The sequence below is a fragment of the Prevotella sp. E13-27 genome (assembly GCF_023217965.1).
Classification (GTDB): Bacteria; Bacteroidota; Bacteroidia; order Bacteroidales; family Bacteroidaceae; genus Prevotella.
Window position 1 is genome coordinate 1,041,253 of sequence record NZ_JALPSC010000001.1, and the last position, 23,068, is coordinate 1,064,320.

Consider the following 23,068-nt stretch of genomic DNA (forward strand, 5'->3'; position numbering starts at 1 on the left):
GGATTAGAATGAGAAGGGATCGCCCCCAGGTGTGTATGGATCACTGCCAGGAATGACATCACCGCTACCAGCCTGCTCCTGTGCCTGTCCGCCTGCGAGTGTCTCGCCGGTGGTCCAGTCCTGTACGGTGACGCTTGCCACCTCAATCCTGTTCTTACCCACTACGAGGTTGAAGGTGTAGCTGTTGCCTGCCTCCAGTTCGGGGATGCCCTTCACGAGGAGGGTGCTGCCTTCGCCGTCGCTCAGCTGGATGAAGCGGGCGCCGCTGTCACCATAGCCAGGCACTACGAGGGCGGTGAAGGTGGAGTTCTGACTCCAGCCCCACCCATCGTTGCTGCCCTGTGCGTATGGCTGGATTTCGGTGCTGCTGCCCGTGGGATTGCCGTCGGCAATGCCGCTGGCTTCGCTGTAGATGCGTACGTTGTCGACGGTCTTCTGGTCGTCACGGTACTGGCTACCGAAGCCGCTGATGCGTACGATGACGCGGGCCATCTTGCGCTCCAGCTGCATCTGGATGTCGCTGCCGCCCTCGGGACGTGAGATCACCTGCTGGCGGGTCATGTAGTCGGCGAGGGCTATCTTTGCCACGCTGCTCTGGTCGGTGGGCACGGTGAAGGTGGTCATCGACGTGCCGGTGGTTGCAGGATAGTAGGCCGAGAAGGTGAGCATGTTCTGTGTCCAGAGGAGGAACTTGTTGGGCACTGCCTCAGTCCATGTCTGGTCTTCGGTTGACGTACACTGGAAGAGAACGGCCTCCTGGTCGTTGGTGCTGACGGCAATCTGGTCGCCGGCGTTGAACTCGCGCTGCGTGTCGTCGGTGGCGATGGCGTTGCTGCGGGTGGTGCCCTGGAGCGAGCCTACGGAGAAATTAAGACTCACGGCATTGTCGGGACGGAAGCCTGTTGTGACCTCGTCGTCGCTCTGGCAGCTGGCGAGGGTGCCCATGAGGGCGAGGGCTGCCATGGAAAGATATTTTGTTGCTTTCATATTGTTGTTTTCTTTTGACATAAATTACTTACTTTCTTTTTTAACATGTAATTGCCATGTAATTGACCATGTAATTTCTCATATAATTCTATTCGTGAATAATTAATGGATAATTCTTCGCTCATTGCTTTCTTCTTATAGGTGCTCAGGCGAGCTAGCTCGGAGCGTGGTAATTCGTGTTAAAATAATAAATTCACGCTTCACTTACTCCGTGCCGAGGTTGTCGCCGGGCTGGTCTTCCCATGAGCTGGCGCTGAAGGCGCGGGCATTGAGGGTCACGGTGTCATAGCCTACGGTGAGGGGCAGCGTGTAGTGCTTGCCCTGCTCCAGGGTGATGGCCTCGGTGTTGGTCCATGAGAACGAGCGCGTGCCAATCTTGAACGATACGGTCAGGGCACCGGCGGCAATGGTTTGCGGCACGACGATGGCCTCGTAGGTGGCATGGCTGTGCATGTCGGCATCGGTGCCAGCGGTGAAGGCGCACTGGTTAGCGAGGATGTCGGCAGCAACGGGAGTAGCGGCGGCGGTCACGGTGCCGTAGTTCTCGTTGGCAGTCTCCATGGCATTGAACTGGTAGCCGGCGTTGGTGCCCTTGATGGTGAACTCGGTGATGTCCGAGGCGTTGTTCAGCTTCGGGGCAACCTTGTAGAACTCGTTGGCCAGGTCGAGCGTCACGTCGAGCTTGGCCAGGGCGTGGTAGAAGTTGATGACCAACTTGCCGTTCTGCATCAGCGTCTCCTCGATAGAGGGGTTGGCGATGGTCTTAGTCGGCATGGTCAGCAGGTCCTGCTGCTTCAGCTTGGCCTCGGTGCTCTGGTCGGCAGCCACGGTGAGGTCGGCACCGACGATGAATTCATAGTCGCTGAATGTCTTGCCCTGCTTGTAGGCGGCAGTCACGGTGATGCTCTGCTGGTCGTTCTGCCAGAGCATACGGTTCACGGGTGTCCACTCAGTGCCGTCAAACTGTACGGTATTGAAGTAACTGTAGGTGGCTGATGTGGGGTTGACAATCTTCACCTGGAACTGCTGACCGTTCTGGTTCACGTCGCTGCCAGTGATGCTGGCGCGGGTGGTGGCGATGGTGGGGTCAACGAGGTTGGTGGTGAAGCGCATCACGCCGTCCTCGGGGAACTGCGACTGCTGCTGTACGGTCTCGATAGCGTCGTCGCTGGAGCAAGCCGTCAGCACCATGGCTGCTGCGGCTGCGAAGAAAATGTTTTTGATTTTCATAATACTTTAATTTGATTTGATTATAAATAATGAAATAAAATGTTACTGCAATGCCTGTCCGCCGCTGATGGTAGAGCCTTCAGTCCAGTCGTTGATGCTGACGGAGCCGAACTCTATCTTGTTGCGGCCCACGATGAGGTTGACGATGGTATATTTGCCTGCCTCGAGGGGGATGTCCTCAGCGTGGGTATAGACGTAGGCCTGGCCACCGATGGTGAGCGTGACGGTGCGGAAGCCCGTCTGCGGAATCATCAGGCCGCTGAAACTGCGGGCATAGCCCTCGGCAGCATCCTTGGCAGTGAGGGCGACAGCGTCCTGCTCACCGGCAGCGTAGGTCTTAGCCAGATAGTCGATGGTGCAGCTCTTGGCAGCTGTAGCCTCACAGGAAGTCACCTCGGGGGCAGCATCCCACTGGTTGCGGAAGTTCATGTTCACGTAGAGCTTCGCCATGGCGTGGTCGAAGGTCAGCGAGACGGGGTTCTGCGTGGCAGTGAGTCCGCTGAGTTGGCGGGCCACGAGCAGGTCACTCTTCTCATAGTCGGTGTTGTCCACCGTGTAAGGGTCGGCGGTGAAGTCGCTGACCGTACGTGCCGGATAGATGCCGAGGAAGTAGTGGGCTGTCACCATGTCGGCCCAGAGCATGGGCGTGGCGGGTGTCCACTTGCCGTCGGTACCGAGGCTATTGACAACGCCGTTGACCACCTTGTCGGCGGGAACCGTCGTAGCCGAGCCTGTCCAGGCGTAGATGCTGACACCATCACCAGCGTTGAACACCGTGGTATTGCCCGTTGTCGTGGCGCGGGTCAAGTCACCGATGCTCGCCTCGATGGTGATGTTTTTTGCGGCTTGCTGACCGGCAGAAGTCGCGTCATCGCTGCTGCACGCTGCGGCCAGGAGACCGAGGGCAGCCAGAGGGATGAATCTGAGTTTTTTCATCTTGTTGTTGTTTTTATTGTGATACATTGTTTATTATTTATTGGTGGGATTCAGGATTTCACCGCTAATGGTCCAGCCCTCCGTCCAGTCGTTGATGGTCATGGCCTCGAAGCGCATGTAGGGAGCGAGGGCGGCATACTGGAAGTCGAGCGTGTAGTAACGGCCCAATTCCATGCGGGGACAGTCGGCGGTAGAGACGAGCACATTGCCGTCGGCCTCGGTGGTGGTGATGCGCAGCAGCGAACGGCTCTGGCTGGCGGCGGTGGGCATCAGGCGCTTCTCCATTCCGAAGGCGGAACCGTCAGCCACGGTGGCGAGGGTGCCGAAGTCTGCCGCTGTCTGGTTTGCCATGGGTACGCCATAGCGACCGGCGGCATCCTTCTCAGTGAGCATGACACTCTCTGCCACCTGCTCTACGGCAATCGCCACGGTGGTGCCAGCGGGAACGCCCGTCACGTTGACGGTGAGCGTGGGCAGCAGGCGCTGGAGTTTGAACTCGGCCACGGTAATCTCGTCCTCGCGGATGGTGACGTGGGTCACGGCATACCACGACTGGCGGGGCGACGAGGCGGGGGCTTTCAGCGAGACGCTGGTGGGCACGAGCATGTTCTCGCTGGGTGCGCCCGTGGCGGTGAGGATGTAGCCCGACGGCTCGTCCATGTCGGCAGTGACAAGGATGTCGTACTCGCCTACGGGCAACTGCTGTAGCCAGTCGGCACTCTCCTCAATGGATGAGAACGAGCGGGCGCGGTTCACGCCATTAGCACCCTGCACCTGAAACGAGAGGGCGTTGACGGAGCCAATGGCAGCGGCATCGGCGGGGTCTTCCCACAAGAGTTGCGGAGCGACATAGCCCACGGGCTTGCCGTCGTACTCGTTGGGGGTAAATTCATGCTTGTCGTGATAGCAGGCGCAAAGAAGCCCTCCCCCAACCCCTCCCAAGAGGAGGGGAGTCAGGATGAGGGACTTTAAAATATAAGCTATCTTCTTTATCATTGTTGTTTTCATACGCTGACTTATTTTTGTTCGTTCATAATCAGTTCCACGCGGCGGGCCTGTTGGCTGTCGGCAGCATCGTGGTCGATGCCCCTGCCCTTGACAGGCTTCAGACGACTGGCATCAATGCCACGGCGCACAAGCTGACGCTTCACGCTGTTGGCGCGACGCTGAGAGAGCTTGCGGTTGTACTGCTTGCTGCCTATGTTGGAGGCGTGGCCGACGATGCTCAGCGTCACTTCGGGCTGTGCCTTCATCATGTCGGCTACGGCATCGAGCTTCGCAGTCTCGTCGGCAGAGAGGCGGCTGCTGTTGTGGGCGAAGTAGATGACGGGCAGTTCTGCAGGAGCGGCTTCCTCTACCTCGGGTTTCTGCTCTGCCACGGCAGTGGTCTCTGCTACAGGCTGCGCCTTCTCCACAACGGGCTGCGGCTTTTCTTCCACCACTGGCTTTTCCTCAACCACGGGTTGCGGCTCAGGCTCTGCAATGACAGCGGCTTCTTCCACGACGGGAGCGGCCTTGCCCTTCTTCCCGAAGTGATACGACAGTTTCAGACCGGCCTCATACATGAGGTTGCTCTTGTGGCAGTACTTGGGGATGTTGTCGAAGCGGTCGCCCGTCAGGCAGGTGATGCCGCCGTAGAGTTGTAGGCCAACGTTCTTGGCCACACGGTAGCCCACGGCAGCCTGACCGCCCAAACCGAGGTGCCACTGGCGGTCGAACTCCTGCTCGTAGCCCGTGGCAAGATGCTTGGTGCGCGTAGTGACGGCAGATAGTTGCGGCGACAGCGTGACAGACCACTTGCAAGTCGGCTGGGTCAGCAGCGACAGCACGTCGAAGTTGGCCTGCAGCCCGAAGCGCATCCAGCGGGTCTTGGCTTCGAGGTCGCGGTAGTAGTTGCCCTGCTTGCCCAGGACGGGGGCGAAGGTGAACTCGCCGTCGGTAGCGAGCCAGAACGGGTCGCAGTCGAGCGACGTCTGCTTCTGTCCGCCCATCGTGGCGAGGGCTTCAACTGATAACAGGCGGCTGAACTGATAGCCGCCGAAGACACCGAACTGAGCACCCCAGTGGGTCTTGCTCTCGGTGATGCTGCGGAACGTGGCCTGACCGAAGGAGGTGCCGCCGCTCAGCCCGGCATACCAACCGCGATCGTAGTCGCGGCTGTCGGTTTGGGCAAAGGCCGTCTGCACCCCTGCGGCCAGCATCGCCAGCAGCATGAGGATAGAAGTTGCTTTTTTCATAATAATAAAAATTGGATTAGATATAGACAAAAAACAATGAGGCTTCCCATGGCAGAAAGCATGGAAAGCCGTATATTTACACGCGCGGGCGCGAATTTTAATAAAGGTGGACTGGCTGTTAAGTACCTGAGAGAGAGAGAGAGAGAGAGAGAGAGAGAGAGAGAGTAGCAAAATTATTGGAATGGCCAAAAGAATCGGTCATTCTTTTCACTGCGTTGGCATTATTTAACTCTCTGCGGTACATAAAAAAAAAGGAAATTACAATGTGTCTAATATTAAAGCATACCAGCTTTGCTCTGTATATTTCATACTCGTCGTTCGTTTCTTCGTGGGGCAAAAGTACGTCTTTTTTTTGAATTTCCAAAGAAAATGTTCAAAAAAAGCCAGAAGTTTGGGGCTTCTGGCTTATGTTATTGGTGTTATGTGCAGGGTGGAAAACGGGATCATGGGGACAGGTTGTTTGAAGTGAATTCGACGAATTCATTCAAAAACCTGTCCCCATGATCTAAAAAGTCGGTGTTCCCCAGTCCTTGAATGGATTTTTGCGCAGATGTGAGTTGTAGTAGCGATGGTCGCCAGTTACCTCCTGACCAATGAACGAGGGCGCGAGATATGGCTCGTCGGGTGATGACAGTTCTACCTCAGCCATGACGAGACCTTCGTTGTCGCCATAGAACTCATCTACCTCGAAGGTATGACTGCCTGATGGCACGAGATAACGGGTCTTATCGATGATGCCTGGCTCACAGAGCTGAAAGAGATGGTCGGCCTCGTCGAGCGTTATCTCTTTCTCAAACTCATAGCGGGAGAGACCGCCATCGAGTGACGGTCCCTTGATGGTAAGATAGCCTTTGTCACCACGCTGGCGCACACGTACAGTCCGCCCATGGCCACTGCATATATAGCCTTGGCGTATGCGACTATGGCTCGTGGCAAGCTGCTTGTAGCTTTCGTCGGTGACAAGGAATTTGCGTTCTATTTCAATCATTTCTTTTCAATGTTTAGAGATAATACTCTAACCTCTTGCCTCTCGCTCGGCACGAAGTGACGCTTTGCTTGCAAAGAACTTCTCACCTCTAACCTCTAATTATTACACTCCCATCATGAACATCACCCATCCGATATAGGCGATAGCCAAAAGGATAAGTGCACCGATGATAGTCTTTACTACTGTTTCAGCCTTCTTTGACTGTTTAGCTTCGTAAGCCTTCTGCTTAGCATTGAGATGCTGTTCTTCTTTCTTTGACATAATGTTAATTAGTAATTAGTAATGAGTAATTAGTAATTATGATTACCTTTGCTCATTAATTGTTATTTTGTTTTTATTGTTTTGGTAATACTTGTTAATAACTTTATTATTTCAACACAATCATCATTAATAGAATTATATTCTTTATCATTAAGAGCGTCTTCTGAATGTAAACGACCTAACCAAAACTTGGTTTCGTTAGCCTCTTTTAAAGCAATAGTCATTTTTGTAAGAAAATCGGCTCTGCTTTGTGCATATTGACTCTCTGCAGTGTTAGCACCAACACTAGTACCGCTTCTATATATTTGTCTGATAGCGTCTTTTTCTCCCTTATCTTCATCTGTGAGGTATCTGCACATACGAATAATCCTATCAGCAAATGCTTCTGTTTTTATGATAATAGTATTCTCAGGTCTTTTCATATTGCAGAACTAATCATAATTACTAATTATTCATTACTAATTACTAATTAAATTACTCCTCCGTCACTGGAAACTCCATCAAATACGCTTTTATGAACTCATCTATCTTACCGTTCATCACTCCATCAACATCGCTGGTCTGATAGTTTGTGCGATGGTCCTTCACGCGCTTGTCATCGAAGACATAAGAACGAATCTGACTACCCCACTCTATCTTCTTCTTGCCAGCCTCAATCTTTGCCTGAGCTTCGAGACGTTTCTTCATGGCGCGGTCGTAGAGCTGTGAGCGGAGCAGAGCCATAGCACGCTCCTTGTTCTTTGGCTGGTCGCGCGTCTCTGTGTTCTCGATGAGTATCTCTTCTTCTTCGCCAGTGTCAGGGTCGGTGTACCAATAGCGCAGACGCACACCCGACTCCACCTTGTTCACGTTCTGACCACCGGCACCGCTCGAGCGGAAGGTGTCCCACGACAGTTTCGCAGGATCGACATATACCTCGATGGTGTCATCGACAAGTGGTGAGACGAATACTGAAGCGAACGATGTCATGCGCTTGCCCTGAGCGTTATATGGACTGACGCGTACCAGACGGTGAACGCCGTTCTCTGACTTCAGGAAGCCATAGGCATACTCGTTGCCCTCTATCTGCATAGTTACACTCTTGATGCCTGCCTCTTCACCATCGAGAAGGTTGGAGATAGACACCTTGTAGCCATGAGCCTCGGCCCAGCGCATATACATTCGCATGAGCATCTGTGCCCAGTCCTGTGCCTCGGTGCCGCCGGCGCCAGAGTTTATCTTCAGCACACAGTCCATAGGGTCTTCCTTCTGGCGTAGCATATTCATAAGCTCAAGTTCTTCAATAGCAGCCATCGCATGCTGGTAGTCGGCATCGACCTCTTCCTCGGTTACGAGCTCGTCTTTGTAGAAGTCAAAGGCCAGCTGCAGCTCGTCGGCCTTAGCACGGCAGTCGTGATAGCAGTCTATCCATTTCTTGATAGCCTTAACCTTCTTCATCTGTTCCTCCGCGCGCAGGCGGTCATCCCAGAAGTCGGGTGCCTGTGTACGAAGTTCTTCTTCTTCATACTCCACCTGTTTCTGGTCAATCTTCAGATAGTGATAGAGTTTCTCTGTCCTATCCAGTACGTCTTTCAGTTGATCTTGTGTAATCATTATTATTAATTATGGTGCAAAGGTACAGCGAAAATAATTATCCACAAAATTTTTTCGTATTAAAGACAACTTACAATTCTTATTAAACTATGCTAGTGTTCTTACTAAACTATGGTGGTGTTCTTACTAAACTGTGGTGGTGTTCTTACTAAACTATAGTGCAGTCTAGTCAGAGCTGTGGTATAGTCTAGTCAGTACTACAGCATAGTTTAATAAGAATTGCAGCTGTTGAAAAGTGTGGATAACTCTGTGGATAAGTGTGTGGATAAACACTTAATAACTGGTGAAAACAAATGAACGGAAGGGATGGGTGTGCAAATTAACAGTGTTTTGCACGGGTTTTTCATCACTTTTCCACTCTTTTTTGATGAAAAAAGATATAAACTTATTAATTTTGCACCGAATTTCGAAACGGTGGATAAAACATGCATCGTTCTCATTTTCAAAGAATAAGAGTTAACAGTTGGTGTGGATAACATGTTGACCATGGGTTGATAACTTTCCAGGCAAGAAAAAGCCAAAGAAGTTATCAACTTATCAACGTCACATCATACTTAACATTCTATTTTAAAAAGAAAAGAAAAAAATAATTAATAAAATAATGTGATGTTGAAAACCCCTACAAACGTTTCAGATCTGAAGGCTGCCATACGTGACCTTTGTCGTGAGAAGCAGGCAATAATACTTGCACACTACTATACTACTGGAGACATTCAGGAAGTGGCCGACTTCATTGGCGACTCGCTGGCTCTTGCTCGCAAGGCTGCTGCGACCTATGCGAAGGTTATAGTGATGTGTGGCGTTCACTTCATGGCTGAAACATGTAAGCTGCTGTCGCCTGAGAAGCTGGTGCTCTGTCCTGACCCTGCAGCAGGTTGTTCGCTGGCTGACTCTTGTCGTGCCGAGGACCTGAAGAAGTTCAAGGATGAACATCCTGGCTATATGGTTGTGTCTTATGTTAACACCACAGCTGCTGTGAAAGCTCTGACCGATGTTGTTGTCACTTCTGGCAACGCGAAGAAGGTTGTTGACCAGTTGCCAAAGGACGCGAAGATTATCTTTGGTCCAGACTATAACCTCGGCTCTTATATAAATGAGGTGACAGGACGCGACATGCTGTTGTGGAATGGTGGCTGTCATGTTCACGAGCGTTTCAGCGTTGAGCAGATAGTACGCCTGAAGAAGGAGCATCCTGAGGCAGTGGTTATGGCCCATCTGGAGTGTAAGGCTCCTGTGCTGGCTGTTGCTGATGTTAAGGGTTCTACTGCCGACATGCTGAAATATGCTAAGCAGAATAGCGCCAAGCAGTATATTGTGGCTACTGAGGCAGGCATATTGCACGAGCTTCAGCGTCAGTGTCCTGACAAGGAGTTTATTCCTGTTCCGCCAGAGATTCCAAGTGAGGAGTGTGACTCTCATTCATCTTGCACTTCTTGCAACGAGTGTCAATATATGAAGATGAACACTCTGCAGAAGATATATGATGCTCTGAAGAACGGACAGCCAGCTGTAGAGGTTGACCCAGAGATAGCTGAGCTTGCAGTGAAGCCAATAGAGCGAATGCTGCAGATGAGTTAAACAATAAAGAAAAATAAATTTAGGATAAAGATATGGCATTAAAATGTGGTATTGTTGGACTTCCCAACGTAGGTAAAAGCACACTATTCAACTGTCTGTCGAGCGCTAAGGCTCAGGCAGCAAACTTCCCTTTCTGTACGATAGAACCAAATGTTGGCGTGATTACCGTGCCTGACGAGCGTTTGACAAAGCTCGCTGAGCTGGTGCATCCAGGACGCATCGTTCCTGCAACATGTGAGATAGTAGATATAGCAGGTCTTGTTAAGGGTGCCTCAAAAGGTGAGGGGCTGGGTAATAAGTTCCTTGGAAATATTCGTGAGACCGACGCCATAATCCATGTGCTTCGTTGCTTCGAAGATGATAACATCACCCATGTCGATGGCACAATCAACCCTGTGCGCGACAAGGAAATCATAGATACCGAGCTTCAGCTGAAGGACCTCGAGACGATAGAGAGCCGTCTGGCAAAGACTGAGAAGGCTGCTGCTGCTGGCAACAAGGATGCTAAGGTGGAGGTGACCGTTTTGAAGGCCTATAAAGAGGTGCTTGAGCAGGGTAAGAATGCACGCATCGTGGAGTTCGAGTCAAAGGAAGAGCAGGACTGTGCCCGCAACCTGTTCCTGCTCACAGCAAAGCCTGTGCTCTATGTATGTAACGTAGCCGAAGAGGATGCCAAGGACGGCAACGACTTCACCAAGAAGATCGAGGAGATAGCCCGTGAGGAGGGTGCCGAGACTATGGTCATCGCAGCTAAGACCGAAGAGGATATTGCTGAGCTGGAGTCTTATGAGGACAAGCAGATGTTCCTTGAGGAGCTGGGCTTGAAGGAGAGCGGCGTGAACCGTCTCATCAAGAAGGCATATGCTCTGCTGAACCTCGAGACATTCATCACAGCCGGTGAGATGGAGGTGAAGGCATGGACCTATAAGAAGGGCTGGAAGGCTCCTCAGTGCGCAGGTGTCATTCACACCGACTTTGAGAAGGGCTTTATTCGTGCCGAGGTCATAAAGTACGAGGACTATCTGAAGTATGGTTCAGAGGCTGCCGTGCGCGAGGCTGGCAAGATGGGTGTCGAGGGCAAGGACTATGTTGTTCAAGACGGAGACATCATGCACTTTAGGTTTAATGTGTAAGACCCATCCCCCTGAACCCCGTCTCCTAAAACCCACCCCCTACCCCTCCCGAGGGGAGGGGAATAAAATAGAAACGAACATAATATTTCAAGAAACGAATTTGTCTAATTAAATTTAATTTGGCCCACGAATTATACTAATTATTATCATGCAATGATAAAATATAATTATAAAAATTCGTGAAAAAAATTAGGCCTAATTAGGATAATTCGTTTCAAGAAAAAAAAGCATTCGTTTGAAAGAAAAAAACAATTTGAGAAACTTGAATAAATGATAGCATCATTATTTGATATAATAAATACAGTAATCTATATTGTTTCTACGATATCAGACACCTTACCGTCTATATCATCTCCCCTCCCCTCGGGAGGGGCAGGGGGTGGTTTTTGGGGTAGTGGGTTTTTGTTTATTAACTGGAACCCCGACCTTGAAGCCTTTAAGATAGGCAGTTTCGCCTTCCGCTGGTACTCGTTGTGCTGGCTGTTGGGCTTGCTGCTGGCATATCTTGTGGTAAGACAGCTGTTTAAAGATCAGAAGATAAAAGACGAGCTGTTTGAACCGCTGTTTCTCTACTGCTTCCTGGGCATATTGATAGGCGCCCGACTGGGCCATTGCATCTTCTATCAGCCCGACTATTTCCTCACCTCGTGGAAAGGAGTTGTAGAGATGTTCCTGCCAATACATTTCGATAGGTATGGCGACTGGCAGTTCTCTGGCTATCAAGGACTTGCGTCGCATGGCGGTACGCTCGGACTTATAATAGCGCTGGTGCTCTATGTGAAGCATACAGGCGTGGGACTGTGGCGCGTGCTTGACAATATAGCCATAGCAACAGGCACCACAGCGTGCTTCATACGCCTGGGCAACCTGATGAACTCAGAGATAATAGGTCGTCAGACCGATGTGCCCTGGGCGTTCATCTTCGAGCGTGTAGATATGGTGCCACGTCATCCAGGACAGCTCTATGAGGCCATAGCCTATGCCGTGCTGTTCGTGATAATGATAGTGCTCTACAAGAACCGCATGGCGAAATATGTTGGCACAGGCTTCTATTTTGGACTCTGTCTGACATATATCTTCACCTTCCGCTTCTTCATAGAATATACTAAGGAGGTGCAGGAATCATTCGAGGAAGCCATGCTCTTCGACATGGGACAGCTGCTGTCAGTGCCGTTCATCGTCGTTGGAGCGTGGTATATGGTTAAAGGATTCAAGAAAGGACAAAAACTGTAATTACACATACTGACTAAATTATAACTAAAACTGTTTCTTATGCTAAAAAAACCATCTCTCTACAGGACTTTTTCATTGCTGTCGCTGCTGTTTGTGATGCTGTTTGGTAGCATTACCACTGTTGCTGCGTCGGAAGATGAAGATCTTCAAAATGACTCTTTACATGCACAGCTATACCGTAAGTTCCTCGATGCCTACAACCAGATAGGCCATGAGAAGGCATTCTATAAGATTGCCAATGAGATGTGTGACTTCTACAGACAGAAGAACATGCCGTCGCGCTATTATAAGATGCAGTTGAACATTTGTCTCTACGACACAGAGAATAACCACAGCGACCTCGCCATGCAGCGTGCAAACAAGATGCTGCAGGATATGGAGGAAGAGGGATTTGATGCCTATTCCATGGTTTATATGGCGCTTGGAACAGTGTTCGAGAACCGTGGCAACTACCACATGGCGCAACACTACTACGAACAGGCTCTAAGCAACCTGCCGTCGGACGATAAGGGCAGTCGCATGGCTATATACTCTCGTATGGCCTATCTGCTTATGTTCCGTGACCCTGTAGATGCCAAATATTGGAACGACAGATACGAGGAGGAGAGTATCATATTCCCTGAATACCGTCAGGTATATCTGTTCCTCGACTGTATGATAATGTTTGCCCTCAACGATGAGTTCCACTTCAGGAAGAGCTATGCTGAATACATGAAGTATCACAGCGATAACCAGGAGCGTCTGGATAATTATGGTATGGAGACTCTGCGACTGGCTAACATGGCTATGGACAAGAATTATGACGAGGCTCTTACACAGCTGCGCCATTCGCGCACAGGCGACCTGAACCTGATTACCACCTACGACATGCGCATCACCATACTGAAGATGAAGGAAGACTTCAAGGAGGCGCTAAGAGTGACAGAGCAGCGTGCTGTGACTGTTGACTCACTAAACTCTGACATGCTCTTCGCCAATCTTAACGAGATGAGTGCCCAGGTAGGTGTGTCGCGCACGGAGTCAAAGGCTGCCCATGACCGTCTGGTGATGCTTATCATAGTTATAGTGCTGGCAGCAGCAGTCATTGGTATTCTCTTCTACTTTGTAATGTATAACCGAAAGGTAACTACTGAACTGAAAGAAAAGAATAAACAGCTGGCATCGACGCTCGCCATGGCCGAGGAGAGCCAGAAGATGAAACTTGAGTTTGTGCGCTCGGTGAGTCATGAGATACGTACGCCTCTTAATGCCATCAACGGCTTCAATGACATTCTGAATACTCCTGGACTGGACCTGCCTGAAGAAGAGCGTAAGGACCTTCTTGAGCGTATCAAGGAGAACGTGGAAGCCATTACAAAGATTGTTGATGAGATGTTGCGTGTGGCCGACAAGGAGTCTAACGAGTATGCCGACCAGAGTGAGCAGTTCTACTGCAACCAGTTCTTCTCGTCGCTGCTCTATGCTTATCGCAATCAGGTGAGTGGTGCCGTTGAGCTGAAATACACCACGAAGGTAATAAACCGCGTGCAGTTCAAGTCCAACGAGGAAGGTCTGCGCAAGATTATGGATAACCTCATACAGAATGCCATTAAGTTCACAAAGGAAGGGTTTATTCGCGTACATTGCGAACAGTCAACTGATGGTAAGCTACTGATAGTCAGCGTGGCAGACTCAGGAAAGGGTATCAGCAAGGATATGCAGGACAAGATTTTTGAAGGCTTCGTCAAGGAAGACTCCTTCCAACAGGGCATTGGTCTTGGTCTAACCCTTAGCAAGCAGATAGCAAAGAAGCTCGGTGGCGACCTTACCATCGATAAAGAATACATCGGTGGCGCACGATTCGTGCTCACCTTGCCGATGGTAGATTAACTTTTTACAATTTTCTTAATTTCGTTGAGCTTGTTAAGAGCTTCCACGGGTGTGAGGTTATTGATGTCGAGCCCTAGAATCTCGTCGCGAACCTGACAGAGCACAGGATCGTCAAGTTGGAAGAAAGAAAGCTGCATGCCCTCGCGAGAGTTAGCAATCTCCTTAGTAGGTTTGGAAACACGACCCTCCCCTCCTTCGGAGGGGCCGTGGGAGGCTTCCAGCTGTTTCAGTACCACACCTGCCCTCTTCACTATGCTACGTGGCATTCCAGCAATGTCGGCCACATGGATACCAAACGAGTGTTCTGATCCGCCACGCTCCAGTCGGCGCAGGAAGATCACCTTGCCATCAACCTCTTTAACCGATACATTATAGTTCTTTATTCGCGCAAACGACTTCTCCATCTCGTTAAGTTCATGATAGTGGGTGGCGAAGAGGGTGCGCGCACGTGCCTTAGGCTGTTCATGCAGATACTCCACTATGGCCCAGGCGATGGAGATGCCGTCATAGGTAGATGTGCCACGGCCCAGCTCGTCGAAGAGTACCAGCGAGCGTGGCGACACATTATTAAGTATGCTTGCCGCCTCGGTCATCTCTACCATGAATGTTGACTCACCAAGAGAAATGTTGTCAGAAGCTCCCACACGAGTGAAAATCTTATCCACCAGACCTATTCTCGCGCTCTCTGCGGGCACATAGCAGCCCACTTGGGCAAGTAGCACGATGAGGGCCGTCTGACGCAGCAGAGCGGATTTACCGGCCATATTCGGACCAGTGATAATCATTATCTGCTGGTGTTCGTTGTCGAGGTGTATGTCATTAGGCACATAGCTCTCGCCAAGTGGCAGCTGTGTCTCGATGACAGGATGGCGTCCCTGACGGATGTCTATCACCTCGCTCTCGTCTATGACAGGACGCACGTAGCGATGCTCCTCTGCCGTCTTAGCGAAGCCCAGAAGCACGTCGAGACGCGCCAGAAGAATGGCGTCGGACTGTATCTGACTGATATATTTCTGAATGTCGATGACGAGCTGGTTGAAGAGCTGCTGCTCAAGTGAGATGATGCGGTCTTCGGCACCGAGAATCTTCTCTTCATATTCCTTCAGCTCCTGGGTGATATAACGCTCGGCATTGGCAAGTGTCTGTTTGCGCACCCACTCCTGTGGCACTTTATCCTTATAGGTGTTACGCACCTCGAGATAGTAGCCGAAGACATTGTTATAGCCTATCTTCAAAGACTGTATGCCTGTTAGTTGTGCCTCGCGCTCCTGAATCTGCAGCAGGTAGTCCTTGCCGCTATAGGCGATGTGGCGCAGTTCATCGAGCTCAGCGTTGACACCGTCGGCGATCACCCCACCCTTCTGCATGAGCTGTGGCGGGTCGTTCTTTATCTCGCGGCGTATGCGCTCGCGAAGCTCAGAGCAGGGGTCGAGACGCGAGAGAAGCTGAGAGAGAGGGCTTTCTTTTTGATGGGCGATTTCTTTTTGATGGGCGATATGGGCAATTTGGGCGTTTTGGGTCCCATCCGGCCCATTAAGCCCATTAGACCCATTAACCCCATTAGACCCATTAACCCCATTAAGCACCCCCACTGCCTCGAGCGCTACCCTCAGCTGCACCACCTCGCGTGGTGATACGCGTCCTGTGGCCACCTTAGAGATGATGCGCTCTAGGTCGCCTACGCGCTTCAACTGCTCGTCGATGCTTTGGCGCAGGGCCGGCTCACGGAAGAACTCGTCAACCATATCGAGACGCTCTTCTATAGGTGCCTTGTCCTTCAGCGGGAACACCAGCCAGCGACGCAGCAGGCGCGAGCCCATGGGCGAGACAGTGTTATCTATCACATCGAGAAGCGAACGGCCGTCCTCCTGCATGGGTTGCAGAATCTCAAGCGAGCGCAGCGTGAACTTGTCAAGACGCACATATTTGTCTTCCTCTATGCGCGACAGGTTTGTGATATGTCCTATCTGCGTGTGCTGGGTCATCTCTAAGTAATGGAGAATGGCACCTGCAGCAACGATGCCGCTGTGCATGTGGGCCACTCCGAAGCCTTTCAGTGACTTAACACCGAAATGGCGTAACAGCTTCTGTTGGGCTGTCTCCTCGGAATAAACCCAGTCGTCGAGCTGGAAGGTACAGAAACGGTTGCCGAACAAGCGCTCAAAGTCCTGATGGCGGGAGCGTTCGAACAGCACCTCCTTCGGCTGGAAATTGCCAAGCAGCTTCTCTACATAGTCGGGTGTCCCCTCCCCTACCAGGAACTCACCGGTAGAGATGTCAAGGAAGCTAACACCATAGACGGCACGGCCGAAGTTGACCGAAGCAAGGAAGTTATTCTCTTTATAGGAAAGGACATTGTCGCTCATAGCAACACCTGGCGTCACCAGTTCGGTGATGCCTCGTTTCACGAGCTTCTTCGTCAGTTTGGGGTCTTCCAGCTGGTCGCAGATGGCGACACGCTTGCCGGCACGTATGAGTTTGGGAAGATAGGTGTCGAGAGCATGATGGGGGAAACCCGCCATCTCGTCACCTTTATTATAACCGTTGTTACGCTTGGTGAGTGTGATACCTAAGATGCGCGACGCAATGACTGCATCGTCGCAATAGGTCTCATAGAAGTCACCACAACGGAACAGCAATATTGCATCGGGATGTTTCTTCTTCAGGTCAAAAAACTGCTGCATCATGGGCGTCAGTTGCCCTTCTTTTTTTGCCATCTTTTTAGTATTTTGTCTGCAAAGATACAAACTTTTTAAGTAATAATGCTTAAATAATAGGACGTTTTGTTGCAGAATTAAAAAAGTTTGATTAGTTTTGCATACTAATTTGCTTACATGTAACAAAAAATATATATGACTTTTACAGAACATGCCAACAAAATCTTCCAACAAGTGATTGCTGATTACCACTTGACGGACAATGTGGACACACCAATACGTAACCCTTATGAGCGCGAGTCGATAGACCACAGCCTCTATCTGAAATGCTGGATAGACACCGTGCAGTGGCACTATGAGGACATCATCCGTGATCCGCACATCGACCCGACGGAAGCTCTCGCTCTGAAGCGCCGCATTGACCGTTCAAACCAGGACCGCACAGATCTCGTGGAAGAGATTGACACGTATTTCCGTACCGTTTATAGCGACGTTACTCCCCTACCCGACGCACGTCTGAACACAGAGAGTCCGGCGTGGGCTGTGGACCGTCTGTCAATACTTGCACTGAAGATCTATCACATGCAGGAGCAGGTGGACCGTAAGGATGCCGACGAGGAGCACCGTCAGCGCTGTGCTGCGAAGCTCGATGTGCTGCTGGAACAGCAGAAAGACCTGTCGCTCGCCATTGACCAGCTTCTCGACGACTATAAGGCCGGCCGCAAGGTGATGAAGGTATATCGTCAAATGAAGATGTATAACGACCCAAGCACAAACCCGATACTCTACAAGAAAAACTAGGAAAAGCTAGGAAAAACTAGTTTGAACTAGTTAAACTAGTGGAACTAGTTAAACTAGTGGAACTAGTCAGACTAGCTAAAACTAGAAAAACCAAAAACACCCGTGAAACACGAGCACATACTCATAATACGTTTTTCGGCTCTTGGCGATGTGGCCATGACGGTGCCTGTAGTGTGGGCACTGGCACGGCAGTATCCTGAGTTGCGCATAACAGTGCTAAGCCGTCCTATCTCGCGTACGTTCTTTGAGGACCTGGCACCAAACGTTAACTTCATGGCTGCCGACCTGAAGAACGAGTACCATGGACTGAAAGGACTTAACGCGCTGTTCCGCAGACTGGTAGCGAAACAGTTCACTGCCATTGCCGACCTGCATAGTGTGCTTAGGAGTGAGTATCTGCGTTTCAGGTTCAAGCTCGGCAACTACAAAGTGGCTCATCTGAACAAGCACCGTAACATGAGGCGGAATCTGGTGGCTAAACAGCCTAAAAAGGTGATGAGACCACTGCCAACACCCTTCCAGAACTATCTCGATGTGTTCGCAAAGCTGGGCTATCCCATAGATCCGAAATACCTTAATTTCCGTTCTATCTTTGACGTTATGCCAGCCCCTGCCGACGGCGATAATGCTGCCGAGTTGGTGAGAGGCACAGGTAATCTTAATATGCTGCCGAAGAGCATTGGTCAGAAGCGCTCATGGGAGCAGTGGATAGGCATAGCTCCTTTCGCCACATACGAGGGAAAGATATATCCTCTGAAGAAGATGGAGGAGGTCATAGAGAAGCTCATTGAGCGCTATCCGAAGGCTCGCATATTCTTCTTCGGAAGAGGCGAGAAGGAGGAGGCTGCATTCTCTGAGTGGACAAAGCGCTGGAAGCAGAGCCTATATGTTGGTGAAAACACAGAAAACCTCTATCAGGAGCTTATACTGATGAGCCATCTGGACGTCATGGTGTCTATGGACTCATCAAACATGCACATGGCATCGCTGACGGGCACGCCTGTAGTAAGCATCTGGGGCGCAACGCATCCCTATGCCGGCTTCCTCGGCTGGAAGCAGAGTCATGACAACATTGTGCAGTGTGCCGACCTCGACTGCCGTCCGTGCAGCATCTACGGTAAGCAGCCATGCATGCGCGGCGACTATGCATGCATGAACAACATCACACCTGAACAGGTGGTTGAGAAAATAGCAGGTCTTTTGCAAACTGATAAATGACGATACCTGTGGTGACACTGACATTCATTGAGTGTTTTGTGCCAAACTGAGGTATCTCAAGACAAGCATCTGAGGCGTCTATCACTTCCTGATGGACGCCTTTTACTTCGTTACCCATCACTACAGCGTATTTACAGCCTCGCTGAGCGTGGAAAGAGGGTAGGGAGGTGCTACCTTCCGCCTGTTCCACAGAAAAGACCGTGTAGCCCTCTTTATGCAGTTTTTCAACGGCTTCAAGTGCAGTATCATAATATTCCCAGCTGACACTGTCCTCGGCACCGAGTGCTGTCTTGTGGATCTCGGCGTGGGGCGGGGTAGAGGTGATGCCGCACAGGCATATCTTCTCTAAGCGGAACGCGTCACTGGTGCGGAACACTGATCCAACGTTATACATCGACCGCACGTCATCAAGAACGATGACAAGCGGCATCTTCTCTGCCTCCTGGTATTCCTCAACCGTGAGGCGATTCATTTCTATGGTGCGTAACTTCCGAAACCCACCTCTAACCCCTCCTGAGGGGAGGGGAATTTGGTTAGTACTTCCGTCTGTTGTTTCAAATTTATTATTCATATAATTATTTAATCTATTTCAATTTCTCTCCCTTTTACGCTTGTGACGCTTGACTAATTCAATCTCCCTCCCCTCGGGAGGGGTTAGGGGTGGGTTTTTATTGATTGACCTTTACAAAATGACTTGATGTTGGTTCGAGGTTATTCTCGCGGAACACATCTAGGATGTTCTTGTGAAGTTCGCTATAGACCTCGAAGAGACGCTGTGACTCAGTGGTGTAGGCATTAATCTGATAGCGAGTGTAGAAGTCCTCCAGCTGAGTGACAAGCACGAAGGGTGGGGGAGTCTTCATGAGCAGCTTACAGCGAGATGCAGCCTGAAGGAGCAACGGCTCTATCTGTTCGCGGAACACCTTGTAGGTGAACGTGAAGTCGCTGTGAACGATTGTGCCGCCAGCAGCACGTACCGCCGCCGTATAGTTCACCGTGGTCTGAGAGAGTATGGAGTTGTTGGGCACGGTGATGATGTTCTCCTTGATGTCGCGCAGACGAGTGATGAAGGCATTCTTCTCGATGACCGTTCCCTCGCGGTCGCCAATCTGCACGTAGTCGCCCACGAGGAACGGACGCATATAGGTGATGATGATGCCCGAGATAAGGTTGCCTATAGATGCAGTGGAACCCAGTGAGAACAGGGCAGCTACGAAGATGGAGACACCCTTGAACACACCCGAGTCAGAGCCTGGAAGCAAGGGCCAGATGACGATGAGTGTGAAGGCAATGATGAAGATGCGTATGATTTGATAGGTAGGCTGAGCCCAGTCCTGATAGAAGCTGTCTATCTTCAGTCGGCCGGAAGCTATCTCGTCGCTCATGTGTCTCACCGCACGCAGCAGCCAGCGGACGACATAGATGATGACGATAATCTTCACCAGGTTAGGGAAGTAGTTGACAAAGGAGATGAAGATGTCGCGCAGCGGTGACCACACGTAGTTGATCATGTTCCATGTGAACTTCTCCGTCTCTGGGAAGATGCTGAACAGCACTGGCAGTGAGATGGCGAGCTGAAATACGATGAGCAATACCTGAAGGATGCGCACCGTGATGAGCAGTATGCGCTTGGCGTTGTTGACATTCAACAGCTCGTAACCCTTGATGACGACAGGCTTCATGCGACCGCGCAGACCTCCCATCACCTCGTTGCGCAGCCAGTGGATGAAGCGTGTGGTGAGCACGAAGAGCACTATCTGGACAATGATGAGCAACAGTGCCCATGCCAGTCCGTGGAGCTTCGCCTTAAGGCCATATTCCTCCTGTAGCTGTTCTATCTTCACCTGGATGATACGGGCATGATTGGTGGCCAGGTCATGGCGTGACAGACCGTTCCAGAGACCATCGTAATCGCTGACACGTACCAGCACAATCTCACCACACATCACGTCGCTGGTAAGCTCGGAATCAAACACATGGATGCTGTCGGTGGTGGTGCGGAAACTCTTGCCTATCTGTACTATCTTACGCTCCATGGACTCCACACGGTGAAGGGCATCTTCGCCACCCAGCTTGGCATAGACCACGAAGAGCGTGTCACCCTCTACAATAAGGGGCACGCCAGGTGTTATCTGTCGCAGTGAGTCGATGTGTTGGCGCTGGTGTTCACGGCGCATAGAGTCGTCGCGTGCCGACTGTCCGGTGGAGTCGAGCTTGTGTTTCATCACTATCTCCTTCAGGCGCAGTTCCTGCACTTCGCGGCGCAGCGAGTCCATCATCAGCTGAACGGAGTCAACATCTTGTGCGATGCTCTTCAGTGGGAGCAACAGCAGCAGTAGTAGAAATGTTTTCAGGCTTTGTCTCATAATCAGCTGCAAATATAAAAAAACACCGCAACAGAACGCGTCTGCTGCAGTGCTTTTTTTATTTTTTTAATGCTTTTACTTCACGAAGAACTTCTTGCCGTTCATGATGTAGAGACCCTTTGAAGGAGTCATCACACGCTGGCCACGGAGGTTGTAGATAGCACCCTGGAGGCGGCTGTCAGCCTTAACAACTGCGATGCTGTTTGTGCTTTCGCCATTGATTTCCATGATAAGAGCATCCTTAGTCTCAGGAATAACATTTTTACTCTTGTCAACATACTTCTGGAGCTTGCCCTTTACAAGAACCTTATCGCCTACAGTCAGCACATCCTCAGTGAACTTCTGATTGGCAGCATTCTTTGCACGGAATACCTTTAGAGTTGCTGTAGCGTCCTTAGTGTCACCAATGTTGGCGGTGTAGTTGCCATACTGAGGATTGAATGCCTCGTCGAGAGATACTACAAAACCTTCAATCTCATAGACTGTAGTAGTTACAGCGCTGCTATCAAGAGCGGCAATAATATCAAGTGCCTGTGCTACGGTAATCTTCTCTGACTCAGGCTGTGGAGTGCCTCCGTTCTTGGTTACGCCGTTGAGAGAGTAGATATAAGCCTCCTTGTTAGATGTCTCAAGAGTACCATTATAGTTCATAAGTTTACCGTAGATGATTACTTCATCGCCAACCTTTATCTGGGTGTTGCCATCTACCCATGCTTGGTTCTCAAGATAGTAGATACCATAGCACTGGAACACATCCTGACCAGTCTGTCCGTCATCAGAGATGTTGAACGTAGCGGTGCCATATTGAGCAGAGAATGTGTACTTAACAGAACAAATTATACCCTTTACAAATACATCATTAGAAGTCTTTGCACCTTTCTCCAGAGTGCCTGCTACTATGAGAGCGTCAGCAACGGTATAGGGGCTCTCCAACGTACCATTACCGGTAGTCTCACCGCCTTCTCCACCTTGGCCTTCACCGCCTTCTCCACCTTCAGCAGCCTTAACGGTAACTTCAATTGAAACGCTCTGAGCCTCATATTCATCGTTACCGGCAAAAGAAGCGGTAAAAATGGTCTTTCCTTCAGCTTTAAGAGTGATGACACCCTCTTGACTGATGGTAGCTACACTGTCTTTGCTACTGCTGTAGGTGACAGGCAGATTGTTTTCATTTGAAAGAGTCAATGTAATTTCTTCACCAATAGTCAGAGTGGTAGAAGCCTTGCCCCAAGAGAGACCAGCGGCCTTCTTGGCTGTGCCCTGATAGAGCTTGATGTTGTCAAGACGGGCATTGTTTGTTAAAGAGTTAGAGAATGTTAGTCCAAGTGTTTCTGTTCCTTCTGGGACAGTAACTGACAATTCATAACAGGTACCTGTAACTGTGGCTTCGCTTAATGTTACATCTTTGTTAGCAGCAAGGACTTCAATATTCTTATTGCAGTAATAAGATAAATGCATAACACCAGACTTACCATTCAGACTGATAGTTGCAGTGAAAGTACCACCGTTCTTTGCAATCAAAAGTTCAGGGGCAGTGCCACCAGCAAGATTGGCATCATAGAATTTGGTGCCACTTTTTACAGTTTGATCTTCTTTTAATTCAAATCCTGTGAAAGTGTAATTACTCTTGAAATTGTTAGGATTCATGGTGAAGTCGGTAACCTCGCTCCAGTCCTCCTGCCAGATGATGTCTTCAGCATAGGCAGACATACCGAACATGACGAGCATGCTCATCAAAACGTAACGTAAATTTTTTACCATAAATGAGTTGATTTTAAGATTAAACAAATTGTAAATTTCATTAGATTGCTGCAAAATTAGGTAATTTAAATTGAAATAGCAAGCGATTTAATACAAATTATAGGCAGTGGAATAAAAAAAGTAATCAAGAGAAGAAAAATATTTGTCGGAAAATTGTAACTTTGCAACTTTAAAATGTCATTCTTAAATAAGAACAGGAAAACAAAACAATATAAAACGA

Annotated in this window: 19 protein-coding genes; 6 read left to right on the plus strand and 13 right to left on the minus strand. The window is 50.1% G+C overall.

Translation table 11 applies throughout. From position 1 onward, the window contains the following. Positions 1-3 precede the first annotated feature (3 nt). The 9 genes from M1L52_RS04390 to prfB all read right to left on the minus strand — a co-directional run bounded on the left by M1L52_RS04390 (position 4) and on the right by prfB (position 8,232). Positions 4-987, minus strand: a complete 984-nt coding sequence (locus M1L52_RS04390) for a fimbrillin family protein (RefSeq protein ID WP_248613629.1) — start codon at positions 985-987, stop codon at positions 4-6. Positions 988-1,191: 204 nt separating this feature from the next. Then, positions 1,192-2,217 carry a fimbrillin family protein gene (locus M1L52_RS04395; RefSeq protein WP_248613631.1) on the minus strand — a complete coding sequence of 342 codons (1,026 nt, stop codon included), beginning with the start codon at positions 2,215-2,217 and terminating at the stop codon, positions 1,192-1,194. A 42-nt stretch (positions 2,218-2,259) separates the two neighbouring features. After that, positions 2,260-3,153 carry a fimbrillin family protein gene (locus tag M1L52_RS04400; RefSeq protein ID WP_248613632.1) on the minus strand — a complete coding sequence of 298 codons (894 nt, stop codon included), beginning with the start codon at positions 3,151-3,153 and terminating at the stop codon, positions 2,260-2,262. 33 nt (positions 3,154-3,186) lie between these two features. Continuing rightward, complete coding sequence (locus M1L52_RS04405) at positions 3,187-4,149, minus strand: FimB/Mfa2 family fimbrial subunit (RefSeq protein ID WP_248613646.1); 963 nt, start codon at positions 4,147-4,149, stop codon at positions 3,187-3,189. A 20-nt stretch (positions 4,150-4,169) separates the two neighbouring features. Next, positions 4,170-5,390 (minus strand): OmpA family protein, encoded by a 1,221-nt coding sequence (locus M1L52_RS04410; RefSeq protein ID WP_317231471.1) that lies wholly within the window; start codon positions 5,388-5,390, stop codon positions 4,170-4,172. Between the two features lie 505 nt (positions 5,391-5,895). After that, positions 5,896-6,378: a CYTH domain-containing protein gene (locus M1L52_RS04415; protein WP_248613648.1), complete on the minus strand. Its 483-nt coding sequence runs from the start codon at positions 6,376-6,378 to the stop codon at positions 5,896-5,898. Between the two features lie 102 nt (positions 6,379-6,480). Further along, entirely contained in the window at positions 6,481-6,639 is a 159-nt protein-coding gene (locus tag M1L52_RS04420; RefSeq protein WP_248613650.1) for a hypothetical protein, read from the minus strand. Between the two features lie 62 nt (positions 6,640-6,701). Beyond that, on the minus strand, positions 6,702-7,061 hold the full coding sequence (locus M1L52_RS04425; protein WP_248613652.1) for a four helix bundle protein: 360 nt from the start codon (positions 7,059-7,061) through the stop codon (positions 6,702-6,704). Positions 7,062-7,113: 52 nt separating this feature from the next. Next, positions 7,114-8,232 carry a peptide chain release factor 2 gene (gene prfB / locus M1L52_RS04430; RefSeq protein WP_248613654.1) on the minus strand — a complete coding sequence of 373 codons (1,119 nt, stop codon included), beginning with the start codon at positions 8,230-8,232 and terminating at the stop codon, positions 7,114-7,116. 606 nt (positions 8,233-8,838) lie between these two features. Here prfB and nadA point away from each other — a divergent pair. The 4 genes from nadA (at position 8,839) to M1L52_RS04450 (ending at position 14,045) form a co-directional block, all read left to right on the plus strand. Further along, entirely contained in the window at positions 8,839-9,810 is a 972-nt protein-coding gene (gene nadA / locus M1L52_RS04435; protein WP_248614570.1) for a quinolinate synthase NadA, read from the plus strand. Positions 9,811-9,842: 32 nt separating this feature from the next. Further along, positions 9,843-10,943: a redox-regulated ATPase YchF gene (ychF, locus tag M1L52_RS04440; RefSeq protein ID WP_248613662.1), complete on the plus strand. Its 1,101-nt coding sequence runs from the start codon at positions 9,843-9,845 to the stop codon at positions 10,941-10,943. Positions 10,944-11,345: 402 nt separating this feature from the next. Then, positions 11,346-12,176, plus strand: coding sequence for a prolipoprotein diacylglyceryl transferase (gene lgt / locus M1L52_RS04445; RefSeq protein WP_248613664.1), 831 nt, complete (start codon positions 11,346-11,348; stop codon positions 12,174-12,176). Between the two features lie 39 nt (positions 12,177-12,215). Continuing rightward, positions 12,216-14,045 carry a sensor histidine kinase gene (locus tag M1L52_RS04450; protein WP_248613667.1) on the plus strand — a complete coding sequence of 610 codons (1,830 nt, stop codon included), beginning with the start codon at positions 12,216-12,218 and terminating at the stop codon, positions 14,043-14,045. Here M1L52_RS04450 and mutS read toward each other — a convergent pair. Beyond that, the gene (gene mutS, locus M1L52_RS04455; protein WP_248613669.1) at positions 14,042-16,762 is read right to left on the minus strand and encodes a DNA mismatch repair protein MutS; all 2,721 of its coding nucleotides are present in this window, start codon (positions 16,760-16,762) and stop codon (positions 14,042-14,044) included. The two genes, M1L52_RS04450 and mutS, sit on opposite strands and share 4 nt — an antisense overlap. Positions 16,763-16,897: 135 nt before the next feature. Here mutS and M1L52_RS04460 point away from each other — a divergent pair, with 135 nt between their 5' ends. Both M1L52_RS04460 and M1L52_RS04465 read left to right on the plus strand, forming a co-directional pair. Then, on the plus strand, positions 16,898-17,503 hold the full coding sequence (locus M1L52_RS04460; protein WP_248613671.1) for a DUF4254 domain-containing protein: 606 nt from the start codon (positions 16,898-16,900) through the stop codon (positions 17,501-17,503). 102 nt (positions 17,504-17,605) lie between these two features. Continuing rightward, complete coding sequence (locus M1L52_RS04465) at positions 17,606-18,721, plus strand: glycosyltransferase family 9 protein (RefSeq protein ID WP_248613673.1); 1,116 nt, start codon at positions 17,606-17,608, stop codon at positions 18,719-18,721. Here the strand turns inward: M1L52_RS04465 and M1L52_RS04470 are convergent. The 3 genes from M1L52_RS04470 to M1L52_RS04480 form a co-directional block, all read right to left on the minus strand. Further along, entirely contained in the window at positions 18,666-19,193 is a 528-nt protein-coding gene (locus M1L52_RS04470) for an RNA methyltransferase (protein WP_248613675.1), read from the minus strand. The genes M1L52_RS04465 and M1L52_RS04470 overlap by 56 nt on opposite strands. Before the next feature lie 196 nt (positions 19,194-19,389). Next, positions 19,390-21,087, minus strand: coding sequence for a mechanosensitive ion channel family protein (locus M1L52_RS04475; protein ID WP_248613676.1), 1,698 nt, complete (start codon positions 21,085-21,087; stop codon positions 19,390-19,392). Between the two features lie 75 nt (positions 21,088-21,162). Further along, positions 21,163-22,848 (minus strand): hypothetical protein, encoded by a 1,686-nt coding sequence (locus M1L52_RS04480; protein WP_248613678.1) that lies wholly within the window; start codon positions 22,846-22,848, stop codon positions 21,163-21,165. Between the last annotated feature and the right edge of the window lie 220 nt (positions 22,849-23,068).